General features: G+C 69.8%; 11 protein-coding genes. All 11 read right to left on the bottom strand.

The window, feature by feature from the left end:
• Positions 1–31 precede the first annotated feature (31 nt).
• The 11 genes from ACTWPV_RS44545 to ACTWPV_RS44595 all read right to left on the bottom strand — a co-directional run bounded on the left by ACTWPV_RS44545 (position 32) and on the right by ACTWPV_RS44595 (position 14,322).
• Positions 32–1,471, bottom strand: a complete 1,440-nt coding sequence (locus ACTWPV_RS44545) for an FGGY-family carbohydrate kinase (RefSeq protein WP_443156425.1) — start codon at positions 1,469–1,471, stop codon at positions 32–34.
• Positions 1,471–2,448, bottom strand: a complete 978-nt coding sequence (locus ACTWPV_RS44550) for a substrate-binding domain-containing protein (protein WP_347650117.1) — start codon at positions 2,446–2,448, stop codon at positions 1,471–1,473. The genes ACTWPV_RS44545 and ACTWPV_RS44550 overlap by 1 nt, the downstream gene beginning before the upstream one ends.
• Positions 2,445–3,503, bottom strand: a complete 1,059-nt coding sequence (locus ACTWPV_RS44555; RefSeq protein ID WP_347650116.1) for an ABC transporter permease — start codon at positions 3,501–3,503, stop codon at positions 2,445–2,447. The genes ACTWPV_RS44550 and ACTWPV_RS44555 overlap by 4 nt, the downstream gene beginning before the upstream one ends.
• Positions 3,500–5,008, bottom strand: coding sequence for a sugar ABC transporter ATP-binding protein (locus ACTWPV_RS44560; RefSeq protein ID WP_347650115.1), 1,509 nt, complete (start codon positions 5,006–5,008; stop codon positions 3,500–3,502). The genes ACTWPV_RS44555 and ACTWPV_RS44560 overlap by 4 nt, the downstream gene beginning before the upstream one ends.
• A complete protein-coding gene (locus tag ACTWPV_RS44565; protein ID WP_347650114.1) occupies positions 5,005–7,407 on the bottom strand; it encodes a glycoside hydrolase family 172 protein in 2,403 nt (800 codons plus the stop codon). Before ACTWPV_RS44565 ends, ACTWPV_RS44560 begins: the two co-directional genes overlap by 4 nt.
• Entirely contained in the window at positions 7,397–8,812 is a 1,416-nt protein-coding gene (locus ACTWPV_RS44570) for an L-fucose/L-arabinose isomerase family protein (protein WP_443156426.1), read from the bottom strand. Before ACTWPV_RS44570 ends, ACTWPV_RS44565 begins: the two co-directional genes overlap by 11 nt.
• 192 nt (positions 8,813–9,004) lie before the next feature.
• Positions 9,005–10,006 (bottom strand): LacI family DNA-binding transcriptional regulator, encoded by a 1,002-nt coding sequence (locus ACTWPV_RS44575; protein ID WP_443156427.1) that lies wholly within the window; start codon positions 10,004–10,006, stop codon positions 9,005–9,007.
• A 71-nt stretch (positions 10,007–10,077) separates the two neighbouring features.
• Positions 10,078–11,157 (bottom strand): glycoside hydrolase family 172 protein, encoded by a 1,080-nt coding sequence (locus ACTWPV_RS44580; protein WP_347650111.1) that lies wholly within the window; start codon positions 11,155–11,157, stop codon positions 10,078–10,080.
• Positions 11,158–11,170: 13 nt separating this feature from the next.
• Entirely contained in the window at positions 11,171–11,968 is a 798-nt protein-coding gene (locus ACTWPV_RS44585) for a carbohydrate ABC transporter permease (protein WP_347650110.1), read from the bottom strand.
• Entirely contained in the window at positions 11,958–12,908 is a 951-nt protein-coding gene (locus ACTWPV_RS44590) for a carbohydrate ABC transporter permease (RefSeq protein WP_347650109.1), read from the bottom strand. Before ACTWPV_RS44590 ends, ACTWPV_RS44585 begins: the two co-directional genes overlap by 11 nt.
• A 64-nt stretch (positions 12,909–12,972) precedes the next feature.
• Positions 12,973–14,322: an ABC transporter substrate-binding protein gene (locus ACTWPV_RS44595; RefSeq protein WP_443156428.1), complete on the bottom strand. Its 1,350-nt coding sequence runs from the start codon at positions 14,320–14,322 to the stop codon at positions 12,973–12,975.
• Between the last annotated feature and the right edge of the window lie 176 nt (positions 14,323–14,498).

A 14,498-nucleotide genomic window follows, 5' to 3' on the forward strand; every position in this document is an offset into this window, starting at 1 on the left:
GCGAAGCTCATCGTGTCCGGCTGAGCGCCGCTCACGCGAGCGCGTGGGCGATGTGGCGCGTCGACCGGTAGAGGTCGCGGTAGAGGTGGTAGAGCCGGTCGTAGTCGGCGGCCGCGCCCGCGTCGGGCTCGACCGTGGCGACGGCCGGGTTCCAGCCCTCGCTGGCCACGCCGCACGCCCGGGCGGCCAGCATGGCGTCGCCGTACGCCGCGCCGACCGTGTGCGCGGGCAGCACCTGCGGCTGCTGCAGCACGTCCGACACGATCTGGGTCCACAACCCGCCCCGCGTGCCGCCGCCGACCGCCACGAGCCTCCTGCCCGCGCCGCCCGCGGCGCGCATGGCCTCCAGGTTGTGCCGCACGCCGAAGGCCGTGGCCTCCAGCGCCGCCCGGTAGAGGTGGCCGCGCCCGTGCCGCAGGGTCATCCCGATGAGCGTGCCGCGCGCGTCCGGGTCGAAGAGCGGCGTGCGCTCCCCGGCGAAGTACGGCAACATGAGCAGCCCCTCCGCGCCACGCCCGGCGGCCGCGGCCTCGGCGGTGAGCTCCTCGAACGACGCGCCGGTCAGGTCGCGCAACCATCCGGTGATCGCCCCCGAGGTGGCCATCCCCGCCGCCAGGTTGTACGTCCCCGGCGCGACCCCGGCGGTCCCCCACAGGTGCGGCGAGGCGGCCCGCGCGGCGAGCACCTCGACGATGAACATGGTGCTCCCGTACATCAGCATGACGTCACCCGGCGCGGTGACGCCCGCGCTGTGGGCCTCCGCCCAGGCGTCGATGGTGCCGGCGACGACCGGGATCCCGGCGGGCAGCCCGGTGCCGACCGCGGCGGCGGGCGTGACCGTGCCGACGGTCTCGCCGCTCCACGCGAGCGCGGGCAGCTCCAGCCCGGGCGCGATGCCGGCGGCCCATTCGGCGATCCACGTGTGGGCGCGGGTGTCGTAGAGGGGCGTGCACTGGCTGGCCGAGTGGTGGTCGAGCACGTACGCGCCGGTCAGACGGTACGCCAGCCAGGAGTGCGCCATGAACACGCGCCGGGTGCGCTCCCACACGCCGGGTTCGTGGCCCCGCAGCCATTCCAGTTTCGGCCCGGCCGCCTGCGAGGTGAGCGGCGACCCGCACCTGTCCATGATCGCGGCTTCGCCGTACCGCTCGGTCTGGGCGGCGATCTCGGCGGTGGCGCGGGTGTCCACGCCGTAGAGGATGGCCGGGCGCAGCGGCGTGCCGTCGGCGTCGCAGGGCAGGACGCACGGTCCGATGCCGCTCAGCCCGAGCGCGGCGACGTCAGGACGGGCCAGCTCCCCGGCGATGGCCAGGAAGTCGGCCCACCAGACCTCGTCCGCGTCGTGCTCGAACCAGCCGGGCCGGGGCGTGGCGGTGCGGTGCTCGCGCACCGCCGTGGCCACCACCGTCCCGTCGGGCGCCACCAGCACGCCTTTGGAGCTCGCGGTGCCGATGTCGATGCCGAGGAACATCAGCCCTGCCCCGACAGGTCGTACTTCTTGTAGAGCTCGGCCGCGTTGTCCTTGGTGACCTGCGTCGTGCCGAGCACCTGCTTCTTGTCCACCTCCTGGCCGTGGAGGATCTTGTTGACGGTCTCGGCCGCCTCCTCCGCGCCCGTCGGGTAGATGAACGTGGCCGAGAGCTGGCCGAGCTGCACGGCGCGGATGCCGCCGTCGGGGATGGCCAGGCCGTCGATGCCGATGAACTTGATCTGCTCGGCCTTGCCCGCGGCCTGGGCCGCCAGGTAGGCGCCGAGCGCCATGGGGTCGTTGTGCCCGTACACGAGGTCGATCTTCTCGTGCTGGGCCAGCCACTGCTGCATGATCGGGGTGGCCTGTTCCTTCAGCCACTTGCCCTCGCGGTCGGCGATGATCTTGATCTTGGGGTTGGCCGCGATGGCCTCGCGGAAGCCCTTGTCGCGGTCGATCTGCGGCTGGTTGGACATGATGCCGCGCAGCTCGACGATGGTGCCGCCGTCGGGCAGCAGCTTGACCGCCTCCTCGCCCGCCTTCTTGCCGATGAGCACGTTGTCGCCGCCGATGAAGGCGGTGTAGCAGTCGGTGTTCACCGTGCGGTCGAGGATGATGACCGGGATCTTGGCCTGGCACGCCTGCTCCACTGCCGCCGTCAGCGGCGCGGGCTCGGTGGGGGAGACGATGAGCGCGTCGACCTTCTGCGTGATGAAGTTCTGGACCTGGGAGACCTGCGTGGCGCTCGACTGCTTGGCGTCGGCGATCGGCAGCAGCTCGATATCCGGATATTTCTTCATGAAGTGCTGCAGCTGCAGGTTGAGCTGCGCCCGGTACGGCTCGGCGTTGTTCGACTGCGAGTAGCCGACGACGAACGTCTTCTTCTCACCGCCGTCCGCCGACGTCGACGGGCCGGGCGCCTTCGACGCGCACGCCGCGGCGAGAACCGCGCACAGCGCGATGGTGATGGCCTTCTTCACGATCGAGACCCTCCTCGGAAGAACTTGAAGAGATCGGGACGCTGCAGGACCACCGCCACGACGACGATCAGCCCCTTGATGACGAGCTGCCAGTTGTCGCTGACCGCGTTGAGCCCCAGCACGTTGTCCAGCAGCGTCAGGATGAGGGCGCCGACGAACGTGCCCGCGATGGTCCCCCTGCCGCCCGCCAGCGACGCACCGCCGATGACCGCGGCGGCGATGGCGTCCAGCTCGTACGACTGCCCGGCCTGCGGGTCGGCCGAGGCGCTGTAAGCGGCGTCGATGGGCCCCGCGAACCCGGCGAGCATGCCCGACAGCGTGAACACCGCGATCGTGATCGCCGTGACGTTGACCCCGGACAGGCGGGCCGCGGTGGGGTTGCCGCCGACCGCGTACACGTGCCGGCCGAACCGGGTCTTCGTCAGGATCAGGTGGAAGACCACGCAGACCACGATGAAGGCCAGCACCGGGTAGTAGATCCGGTCGAACAGGTTGTGCCCCGGAGTGCCGAACAGCTGGAACGCCTCCGCCTGCGGCGTCAGCTTCCCGTCGGGGCCGGCGATCTGGGTGCCGACGCTGACGTTGTCACTGACCTGCCGGTCCAGGCCGCGTACGACGGACAACATGGCCAGCGTCATGACGAACGACTGGATGCGCAGCCAGGCCGTGCCCGCGCCGTTCAGGAAGCCGAAGAACGCACCCACCACCATGCAGATCGGCACGATCTGCCACGGCTCCAGCGAATGCTTCGACAACATCATCGCCGCCGTCATCGAGGCGATGCCGAGCAGCGAGCCGACGGACAGGTCGATGCCGCCGGTCAGGATCACCAGCGTGACGCCGACGGCCAGGATGCCGCGCGAGGCGAAGGCGCCGACGGCGTTGGTGAGGTTCGTCTCGTTGAGAAAGATGTCGCCCTTCGTGGCGATGCCGACCGCGAGGATCAGGACCAGGCCGATGTAGGCCTGGGCCGCGCCGAGGGCGGAGAACGTGCGCCGCAGCCGGTTCTCGCCCGGTGGCTTCGCGGGCGTGGGCGGCGCGGTCTTGGTCGTCATGGGGTCGTCACCTTTTGTCGTGCCATGGCGGCTTCGAGAATCGCCTCCTGCGTGGGATTCTCCGTTCGGGAGAACTCCGCGGTGATCCGGCCCTCGCACAGCACGAGGATGCGGTCGCACATGGCGAGCAGCTCGGGCAACTCCGACGAGGCCACCAGCACGCCCTTGCCGCCGGCGGCCAGCGAGGACATCAGCGCGTGGATCTCCGCCTTGGCCCCCACGTCGATGCCGCGGGTGGGCTCGTCCATGAGGATCAGCGACGGCGAGGTCAGCAGCCACTTGGCCAGCACGACCTTCTGCTGGTTGCCGCCGGACAGGTTCCCGACGGTGAACCGGGTGCCGGGCGCCTTGACCCGCAGCTCGGTCACCTGCCGCTCGACGGCCGCCTGCTCGCGGCGGGCGTCCACCATGCCGAAGCGCAGGAACCGCCCGAGCGAGGGCAGGCCGGCGTTGAAGGCGATGCTGTTGCCCAGCACCAGGCTCTGCGCCTTGCGGTCCTCGGCGACGAGCGCGACGCCGCGCCGGATCGCGCCCTTCGGGCTTCGCGGGCGGTACGGCCGCCCGCCCAGGCTCATCGAGCCCGCGGCCGGCCGGTGCATCCCGAAGATCGTTTCCAGCAGCTCGCTGCGGCCCGCGCCCATCAGGCCGGCCACGCCGACGATCTCGCCCGCCCGTACGGACACGGAGACCTCGCGCAACGGGGTACGGCCGGTGCCGGGCTCGCCCGGCACCGACAACCCCTCGACCTTCAGCAGCTCCCCTCCGGTGCTTCCGCCGTCCGCCCGCGGGAACATCTCGCCCAGCGGCCGGCCGACCATCATCCGGATCAGCTCGTCCCGGTCCACGTCCGAGCGTTCGCCGACGTAGGTGCCGTCGCGCAGCACGACCACCCGGTCGGCGATCTCCTCCAGCTCCTCCAGGCGGTGCGAGATGTAGATGACGGCCACGCCGCGCCCGGTCAGGTCGCGGATGACCGTGTACAGCCGCCGCACCTCCGCGTCGGCCAGGGCCGAGGTCGGCTCGTCCATGACCAGGACGCGGACGTTCTGCGACAGCGCCTTGGCCACCTCGATGAGCTGGCGTTCGGCGATCTTGCACTGCTTGATGAGCCGGCGCGGCGACAGGTCGAGGCCGAGACCGCGCAGCAGCTCCGCGGTCCGCGCCTCCATGGCCTTCCTGTCGAGGATCGCGCGCTCCCTGCCGAGGAAGATGTTGTCCGCGACGGACAGCTCGGGCACGAGGTTGAGCTCCTGGTGGATCATCGCGATCCCGTGCCGGCGCGCGTCCTTGGGCGAGTGGATGCGCGCCGCCTGCCCGCCGATCTCGATCTCGCCCTCGTACTCCTTGAACACGCCGGCCAGGATGTTCATCAGCGTCGACTTTCCGGCGCCGTTCTCTCCGAGGAGGGCCACCACCTCGCCCTCCGCCACGGTGAGCGAGACCCCGTCGAGGGCCCGCACGCCGGGGAAGGACTTGCCGATGGCCCGCATCGTCAGAACGGTCACCGCAGACTCCACGCGGTGTAGGAGGCGGCCGACCAGGGCGTCTTCGGCGTGAGCCGGACCGTGATCTCGCCGCGGCCCCGGGTCGCGCTCGCCGGGATCTGGTAGGTGTCCTCCAGCCACCTGCGGCTCTCGTTGCCGAGCGGCTGCGTCCAGTCGGGCAGCCGGTGCCCGTTGACGGTGACCTCGGCGCGCTGCCCGGCGCGGCTCTGGTCACTCGTCCGCCGCAGCTCGACGCCCTTGTTGCCGCGGTCGATCCGCAGTCTGAAGGAGACCGGGCCCTCGGTGACGCGCTGGGTGGCCTTCAGCGTGTCGGCGTTCTCCAGATCACCCTCGAACGCGGACTCCAGCGTGGTGACCTCGCCCTGGCCGGTGTAGCGGTGGGCCCGCTCGCTGGCCGGGTCGCCGACCGTCAGGGCGTCGGTCTTCCTGGCGGCCGTCCTGCCGGAGCCGTACCAGTAGGCGGTGGAGGAGTAGACGCCCTCGACGTTGTTGGTCCAGCCGTGCTCGATGTCGAACGTGATCGAGCTGCCGAACGGCACCGCGTCGCCGATCATCAGCCGGTAGGCGCTGGTGCAGTCGCTCTCCTCCGGGCAGCCGGTGGCCGGGGCCAGGTGCACGGGATTGCCGTGGAAGGGCGTGTTGAAGGTCTCCCTGTTGAAGTACCAGCCCGCCTGGTAGAAGTCCTCGCTGCCGGTGCCGTGGATCTGCGGGGTGCGCGAGCCGTCCACGTGGACGCGCTCGTCGCCCTCCAGGTAGTTGCGGTTGGTCGGGCCGCGCATGGTGTGGCTGACCCCGACGAACTTGCCCTGGCCGGTGGCCTTGAGGAAGGGCCAGCTCTTGCCGGGGGTGGTGGCGCCGGCGTGCGACTGCGCCCCGAAATAACCGATATTTCGTGCCATGGGACGGTGGGCCGACGTGACCGACGCCTCACCCTCGATCGCCCGGCCGGTGCCGTTGTGGAGCTCGACCGTCGCGCCCTTCCCGTACGGCATCGGCCACCAGGCCGACATCGTGCTCGTCTCGGCATCGACGGCGTACATCAGCGACTTGACCGGCATCATCGCGTGCCCGCTGCCGAAGAACTCGCCGACCGGCGCGTCCACGGTGCGCCTGCCGTCGAAGGCGATCCGCAGCCGCAGCCCCTGCAGCACCTCCTGGGCCGCCCTGACCCTGGCGAGCTCGTCCTCCTCCATCGGGAAGGCGAAGGTCCGCTCGCCCTGCCAGGTCTGCGCGGCGATCGTGTAGCCGTGCGCCGCCTCGTCCGCCGCGTCGCCCACGTCCACGGTGTCGGTGCGCTCGCCGCCGCTGTCCACCCAGTACGTGAACTCGTTGTAGTCGAGGTCCGCCGACTGGAACACGTTCTTGATCGTGATCTGCGCCTTGCCCCTGGTCGCGCTCGCCGGCAGGTCGACGGACTCCTCGGCCCACATGCCCGAGGCGCCGACCTTGCTCGGCGGCCACTGGGCCACCTCCTGGCCGTCCACCAGCACCTTGGCGACCTGCTTGCCGATGGCGGGGTCGATGCGCCGGGTCAGCCGCACCCCGTCGTTCTCGGGGTCGATCTTGACGGTGAACTCGCTGGAGCCGTCCTTGCCGAACGCCCGGCCCTCGTCGGCCTCGGTCTCGGGCAGGACCTGCTCGGCCTGGGGCAGCCGGAGCCTGATCTGAGACAGCAGGCCGGAGCCCTGCGTGCGGGCGAGCCGTACCGACCTGCCGGGGGCGAGGTCGATCGCGGTGTCGTGGGTGCGCGCGCCCGGGAGCGCGGGCTTGGGGTCGCCGCCGGCCCTGAGCCGGTCGATCACGTCCTGCGCCTTGTCGGACGGGTCGAACGTGCGCACGCCCTCGGCGTCGGCGAACGTGCGGTAGGAGACGTGGTGGAAGAGCGGGTTGTGCTCGGTCGTGATGCGCATCGACTCCCGGTACGGCATCGGCACCTCGACGTAGACGCCGCCCGAGCTCTGGTCGGCGTTGCCCACGAGGGGATGGACGAAAGGCGCGCCGAGCTTGCCGTTCACCAGGTCCTGCAGGCTCGCCTCGACGACCTTGCGGCCGTCCAGCTCGATGGTGATCGTGCCCGTCTTCGTGACGTCGCCGCCGTCCCTGGTGAACCAGATGGCCTGCACCTCGCCGGCGCCGGTGTGCTCGGCGATCACGCAACCCTGGCCGGAGGTGTGCAGGCAGGAGTACGTGCCCTCGAACCCGTCGTTGTTGTCGGCCGTGCGGTCGAAGCTGGAGAACTGTTTGGTCTGCACGCCGGTCGTCAGCTCCGGCAGCCGGTCGAGCCGCCGGTAGACGTCCCACCCGACCAGGCCCTTGTCCGGCACCGGCTGCGCCTGCGCGGGTGCCGCCAACGCCCCGGCCGCCAGCACGGCCGCCAGCAGGATCGTGTTAAGCCGCATCGCCGAACCCCTCGAACTCGACACCCAGTTGTGCGCAGACCGCCCGCAGTTCGGCGACGTGGTCGCCGGGAACGGCGTGGATGTGGTTGGAGCCGAACCGCCCGAGGAACTCGGTGGCCGGCACGTGCAGCCTGGTGAACGCGTGCGGCCACTCGAACGTCGACTGCCTGGCCATGGCCTCGTTCGTCGCGTCGTCGTACAGCTCGAAGTCGCCGCGCATCACGTGCATGCGATAGGCGCCGTCCCTGCGGGTGAGCCGGGCGAACGTGGCGGCGCCGGGCGCGGCCAGGTGGTGCACGCTGGCGCCGCCGGCGGGGAAGAAGAACACCTCGGGGTAGAAGTGCGTCCTCGCCAGGTTCTCGGCGGGGTCGTCGGAGCGGGCGGCGTACCAGGTGGCGTGCTGGCCGGAGTTGCACAGGTCCCACACGTCCTTGTCGGCGTGGTAGTGCCGCACGTCGGCGAACAGGACCGGGTCGCCGCTCAGCAGCTTGAGGATCTGCATGCTCAGCGCGCCGTCCATGTCGGCCTCGGTCGCGCAGACGTGCGTCTCCTTCGGGCCCTCCCAGTCGTAGGGGTCGTTGAGGAAGGACTCGGCGATGTCCATCGTGCAGAAGTGGGTGGTCAGCTCGGGCTGGCCCTTGATGCCGGAGAAGTCCAGCTTCCACTCGTCGATGAGCTCGCGCATCGCGTAGTACGTACGGATCTGCCGTTCGAGCAGGTCAGGTGTGAGCTGCTTGCCGTCGTAGTGGACGTTGCCCTTGGTCTCCAGCCATTCGCGAGTCTCCTTCACCCGGGTCTGGGACGCGTTCTCGCTGCGGCGCACGATCTCCCACTGGTCGATCTCCTCGACGTCCACGCCGAAGGTGCGCATCCACTGGTCGGTGTTGGCGACGGCGGTGTACATGCCCATGGGCCGGCCGCCGATCCGGCCGAACGTCGATCCGCGCAGCCCTCGGACGGCCCGCGCGGCGCGCACCTCGGTCAGCACGCGGCTCTTCACGGCGAGGTCCTCGATGTCGCCCCAGGCCCGTGCGTGCACCCTGCCGATCTGGTCAAGACCGCCGCCGCCGGCCAGCATGCCGACCATGCCCGGCTGGGCGGGGTCGATGTTGGCCATCAGCAGCAGCGGCCCCGGAGTGGCCTCGGCGGCGAGCATGGTGAAATGCGGGAAGGCCCAGACCGCGTAATTGAAGATCGTCAGGTCGGGCCGCTGATCGGCGAGCCGGCGGGCCTGGGAGGTGGCCAGCTCGCTGGTCGACACGATCTCCGGAGCCACGATCACCTCGTGCCCCTCCTTGCGCAACGCCTCCGCCAGGGCGGTGGTGGCGGTGTCGATGTGATCCACAAGATCGCGGGCGACGAAGTCGCGCCCGTCCGAGATGCTCAGCACTCCGATACGTGCCACGGGTGGTTGACCTCCATGTTCAGAAATCGATTGCTCAGAAATCGATTTCCACCCAAGCTAGATCTCACCTCTTGGACCGTCAATGCCGCTTCACATCACAGAATGGCAACAGTGACCGCCTGGTAGCGCTACCGCGTACGAGCAGCGGAAAGGCCGGCGCGGGGCGGCGCCGGCCCGGGTGTGGCGGGGAGGTCAGCCGGTGCGGGGGCTGGAGCTCTCGCGGGGGTGCAGCTCCGTCTGCAGCACCATGCGGGCGGCTGGCCTGGCCGGGTTGTCGATGCGGTCGGCGAGCAGCTGCGCGGCCGCCCGCCCCAGTTCGTACGTCGGCTGCCGCACCGTGCTCAGCCCCGGGCGGAACAGCCGCGCCCAGGGGATGTCGTCGAAGCCGATCACCCCGACCTGGCCCGGGATGGCCACGCCGCGATCCACGAGGCACTCCACGGCCCCCACGGTCATCAGGTTGTTCGCCCCGAACACCGCGTCGATCTCGACCCCTTCGTCCAGGAGCGCCGCCATGGCCGAGTAGCCGCCCTCCTCGCGGAAGTCGGCGTGGCGGATCAGGGAACGGTCCGACGGCAGCCCGAAGGCCCGCAGCGCCCGCTGGTAGCCGCGCAGCCGCCGCATCGCCGTGGACATCCGGCGCGGGCCGGTGATGCAGGCGATGCGGCGGTAGCCCGACTCCAGCAGGTGCGCGGTGGCCATCTCCGCGCCCTTCTCGTTGTCCACCAGCACGGCGTCGACCTCGGTCTCGGCCAGCTCGCGGTCGATGGTCACCACGGCGGTGCCGGCGGCGACCAGGGCGCTGATGTCGGTGGAGTCGTCGGCGGGGGAGATGATCACGCCGGCCATGTTGTCGGCCAGCGCCACCGCGATGTACTCGGCCTCCCTGGCGCGGTTCTCGTCGGTGTTGCACAACACGACCGAGTAGCCGAACTGCCGCCCGCCGTCCTCCACCCCGCGCACGAGCGAGGTGAAGAACGGGTTGCCGACGTCGGAGATGAGCACCGCCCACAGCGTGGTCTGCCGGCGCCTGAGGTTGCGCGCGACGCCGTTGGGCCGGTAGCCCAGCTCCCTGACGGCCGCGTGGACACGGGCCGCGAGCTCGGGGTTGACCGTGGAACGGCCGTTGAGCACGCGGGAGACCGTCGCGGCGGAGACCCCGGCGTGTCGCGCGACATCTTGGATTTTGAGCAACCTCGTCCCATCTCGTGGCAGGCCCGGCAGCTGAGCTACGGCAGTCTATCGCGGTGCCTGGAAATCGATTACTACCGGGGTGGGAACGGCAGCCGCTGCTCGACGGGCGCGATCCCGAACGGCTTGTGCGGCAGCGTCTGGTACCAGAACGCGACCGACGAGTAGTCGTCCGAGCGCTTGTTGGCGTGGCCGTGCTCGATCGTCACCCTGATCGACTCGGTGAACGTGATCGGGTCCTCGACGTGGAAGCGGTAGAGCGAGATCTCGCCGCTCCAGTTGTCGCCGCCGGGCATGGTGATGCCGTGGTACGGAGCGTGGTACGTCTGCGTGGGGCACCAGGCGGTGTTGAAGTAGTCCTCGGTGCCCGTGCCGTGCAACGACGGCGGGAACGGCTCCCCGTCGATGAAGATCATGTCGTCGCCCTCGCCGTACCAGTTCCAGTCGCTGGTCTCGCGCAGGTTGCGGATGTTGAGCACGCAGCCCACGTAGTGGCCGCGCCCTTCGGCGTCCAGCAGGACGTAGTTGCCGTCACCGGTGTCGTTGACGCCCTCGACCTGGAACTCGCGGTTGCTCTGCGCGCCCTGCTCGACCCCGTCCGTGGGCCGCTCGCAGCGCCACTGGGCGTGGAAGTAGCCGAGGTCGTCGGCGGCGGCGTCGAACACCTCGTAGTCGATGTAGTAGTAGAAGAAGACCGGCTCGGACGACAGCTCGCTGACCAGCTCCACCTTCGCCCGGCTGGCGAACGGCATGTGGAACCACGAGTTGAAGCCCTTGCCGTCCTGCGGGCTCATCTGCAGCGGCGCCGAGACGAAGTTCGCCGTCCTGGCGTGGCCCATGCCGAAGAAGTCGCCGAGCGGCACCAGCACGCTGGGATGCTCCTGGTCCTCCCACGTGATCTTCAACACCAGGCGGCGCAGGTAGTCGAGGTCCGCCGCGTCGGGCACGTCCTGCTGGGGCAGCGCCACGGTGCACCAGATGTGGTTGATCGAGCCGGGGCCCTCGATGTCGGCCAGGGTGACGGTGGTCCCCGCCTCGACCTTCAGCCGGTCGTCGTTGGCGCCCGTGCGGTCGTAGCTGGAGACGCGCCTGCGCCTGGACGCCCGCAGCCGGGGCAGGTCGCGCAGGCTGCTGCCGAAGTCGCCATAAGTCATGCTGGTTCGATCCTCACTTCAATCCGGAGGTCTTGATCGCCTCGACGAGCCGGCGCTGGCCGAGCACGAAAGCGACCAAGGTGGGCACGGCCGCGATCACCGTCGCGGCCAGGACATAGTTCCAGGCCGAGCCGTACTGGCCTTGGAGGGTGGAGATCCCGACCTGCACCACGCGCAGCTCCGGGTCTTGGACGGCGGTCAGCGGCCAGAGGAACGCGTTCCAGTTGGCCAGGAAGAACAGGACGGCGAGCGAGGCGAGCACCGGGCGGCTGAGCGGCACCACCACCTGCCACCAGCGCCGGAAATATCCGCACCCGTCGAGGTCTGCGGCCTCTTCCAGCTCGCGCGGAATCGTCAGGTAGTACTGGCGGAGCAGGAAGATCCCGAACGCGTGGAAGATCGCCGGCAGGATGAGCCCCGCGTACGTGTCCAGCAGCCCCAGCTCCCTGGCCACCAGGAACAGCGGCACGAGGATCACCGGCAGCGACACCAGCATCGTGGACACGATCATCGAGAAGATCACCTGCCGCCCGGGAAACCGCAGCCGGGCCAGCGCGTACGCCGCCATCGAGTGCAGCACGAGCGCGATCACCGTCACCGCGACGGAGACGATGGCGCTGTTGACCATGTATCGGCCGATCGGCACCTCGGTCAGCACGTAGAGCAGGTTGTCCAGGGTCAGCCTGCTCGGCAGCGTCACGTCGAACAGCTCGTCGGCCGGCCTCAGCACCGCCACCAGCAGCCACACCAGCGGGGCCACGGTGACCATGGCCAGCACGTATCCGACGATCGCGCGCAGCCTAACCGGCATCGAACCGGCCTCCCCTCGTGAGCCCGAACATGGTCCCCGTCGCCGTGATGAGGAACCCGACGACGACCGTGGTCAGGGCCGACGCGTAACCGTAGTTGTTGAAGGTGAAGGCCTGCTGGTAGATGTAGAAGACCACGCTCGACGTGCTGCCCGCGGGGCCGCCCTGGGTCAGCACATAGACCAGGTCGAAGGCCTGCAGCCCGGTCACCGACCCGACCACCGAGTTGACCAGCACGAAGAAGCTGGTGGGCCGGAGCAGCGGCCAGATCACGTGGCGAAACTTCTGCCACGCGGTGGCCCCGTCGATGCCGGCCGCCTCCTCGTACTCCTTCGGAATGTCCTTCAGCCCGCCGAGCAGGATCAGCATGTTGTAACCCATCAGGAACCAGATGCTGATCGCCACCAGCGACCCGAGCGCCAGCGACGGATCGCCGAGGAACGACGTGTCGCCCAGCCCCACGGGCCGCAGCAGCGTGGGCACCGCGCCCTGCTTGTCGACCAGCAGGAACTGCCAGGCGATGCCGACGACGACGAGGCTGATGACGTGCGGCAGGAAGAACATCGTCCGCACCAGCCCGACGCCGGGGAAGTGGTCGCGCACCAGCAGCGCGAGGCCGAGGCTGACGACGAAGCCGATCGGCACGAACGCCACCGTGTACGTCAGCGTGACCCTGACGCTCTGCCAGAGCTGGGCGTCCTCGGCCATCTGCCGGAAGTTGTCCAGGCCGACGTACGTGTAGCCGCCGAAGCCGTCCGCGCTGAACAGCGAGACACCGAGGGACAGGACCATGGGCAGCCCGACGAACATCACCAGGCCGAGCAGGTCGGGCGCCACGAAGGCGTACCCGGCGAGCGCCTCGCGCCTGCGCCGGTTCCACACCGGAGGCGCGGCGCCGGGCGGCCGCCGCACCGCCGTGCCGGCGTCGGCAACGGTCGCCATGTTCTATCGCCTCTCTCGGGTCAGGTGGTCGCCGGGCGTGCGCGCCCCGGGCCGGGGACGCCGGTCACAACATCGCCGCACCCTTGTAGCCCTTCAGGAAGGCGTCAATCTTCGCCGCGGCGTCGGCCGCCGCCTTGGCCGGATCCGCACCGCCGAGCTGGGCGGCCTGGATGGCGTCCGACACGGCCTTGTAGACCTCGGGGGTGTAGCGGGGCTCGCCTCTGGAACCGGGGACGACCTTCTCCAGGAAGACCTTCAGCGCGGGATCGTCGAAGGCGCCGGCCGACTTGGCCGCCTCCTGCACGGACGTCCGGGCCGGCAGGTTCGTCTTGACGACCGTGTTCCACTGGCGGCCGCGCTCGATGCCCTCGGCGTCCTTCGCGCCCAGGGCCCAGGTGATGAACCTGGCCGCGGCCTCGGGATTGGCTCCCTTGGCGTTGGCCACGAACGCCCAGCCGCCGACCGAGGTCGTGTAGGTGCCGCCTTCCGGCACGGGCAGCGGGAAGACGCCGTACTCGAAGTCCTTGTTGTTCTGAGCCAGCTGCGAGACCCCCCAGATGCCGGTCTGCTGCATGGCGACGAACCCGCTGCCGAGGTTGGCCGGGGTGTCGTTGCCGCCGTCGCCCTGCGGCTTGCGCGGGGACATCTTGCCGGTGACGCTGTCCTGCCAGAGCTTCAGCGCGCTGTGCACGGCGGGCGAGTCGAAGCCGGGCCCGCCGTTCTCCGGCACCGCCGAGCCGCCCGCCATCCACATGAACGGATACCAGGTGAAGTTCTGGTAGTAGCCGGGGATGGTCTCGAACAGCAGGCCGAACCGGTCCTTGGAGGACAGTTTGCCGGCCACCTCGAGCAGTTGCTCCCAGGTCTTCGGAAGGTCGCCCTCCGACAACTTCGCCTGCTCGAAGGCGTCGACGCTGTAGAAGACGGCCAGCGGCTCGCGCTCCATCGGCAGTCCGTAGATCTTCCCGTCGACCGTGCGGGTGTCGAGCACGCCGTCCGCGAAGTCGGCGATCTGGTCGGGCTTGAGGTGCGGCGTGAGGTCGGTCAGCACGCCGCCGTTGTGGTAGCGCAGGAAGTCGCCCGGGCTGAGCAGGAAGATGTCCGGCCCCTGCCCGGCGGAGAACGCGGTCTGCAGCGCCCGGCCGGCCAGATATTCCGACACGGGCAGGTAGTGGAGCTTGACCTTGACGTCGTTGTTGGAGTTCCATGTCGCGACGAGGTCGGTGAACCACTTGCTCTGGGCGTCGGACTGCGGATTGGGGCCGTAGAAGTTCCAGAAGGTCAGCTCTTTCGGGTTGCCGCCCTGGTCACCGCCCCCGCATGCCGACAGCAGCGGCGCCGCCATGGCCGAACCTAACATGACGGTCCCGCCGCGCAGCAGCGATCGGCGGGTCACCCTCGCGAAGGCCGACATATCGCATCCTCCTGGAGTTGAGTGCTCGGGGGGGCGAGCAATCGATTTCCCAGGAAATGTAGAAGTCGGCATGCCGGGCGTCAAGAACCTCACGGCTTCGCTTGCCGGATACAGGAATCGATATCTCCGCGTGACCTGCGCGGACGCCGTCCGGCCGGCCGGTCACGTCATCTCGG

Source organism: Nonomuraea sp. KM88, assembly GCF_052245635.1.
In the GTDB taxonomy this organism is placed as follows: Bacteria; Actinomycetota; Actinomycetes; order Streptosporangiales; family Streptosporangiaceae; genus Nonomuraea.

What these genes read in the sequence shown, in the direction of transcription:
- ACTWPV_RS44595 (WP_443156428.1), bottom strand. Translation starts at nt 14,322, where the DNA reads ATGTCGGCCTTCGCGAGGGTGACCCGCCGATCGCTGCTGCGCGGCGGG.
- ACTWPV_RS44545 (WP_443156425.1), bottom strand. Translation starts at nt 1,471, where the DNA reads ATGTTCCTCGGCATCGACATCGGCACCGCGAGCTCCAAAGGCGTGCTG.
- ACTWPV_RS44555 (WP_347650116.1), bottom strand. Translation starts at nt 3,503, where the DNA reads ATGACGACCAAGACCGCGCCGCCCACGCCCGCGAAGCCACCGGGCGAG.
- ACTWPV_RS44590 (WP_347650109.1), bottom strand. Translation starts at nt 12,908, where the DNA reads ATGGCGACCGTTGCCGACGCCGGCACGGCGGTGCGGCGGCCGCCCGGC.
- ACTWPV_RS44585 (WP_347650110.1), bottom strand. Translation starts at nt 11,968, where the DNA reads ATGCCGGTTAGGCTGCGCGCGATCGTCGGATACGTGCTGGCCATGGTC.
- ACTWPV_RS44580 (WP_347650111.1), bottom strand. Translation starts at nt 11,157, where the DNA reads ATGACTTATGGCGACTTCGGCAGCAGCCTGCGCGACCTGCCCCGGCTG.
- ACTWPV_RS44565 (WP_347650114.1), bottom strand. Translation starts at nt 7,407, where the DNA reads ATGCGGCTTAACACGATCCTGCTGGCGGCCGTGCTGGCGGCCGGGGCG.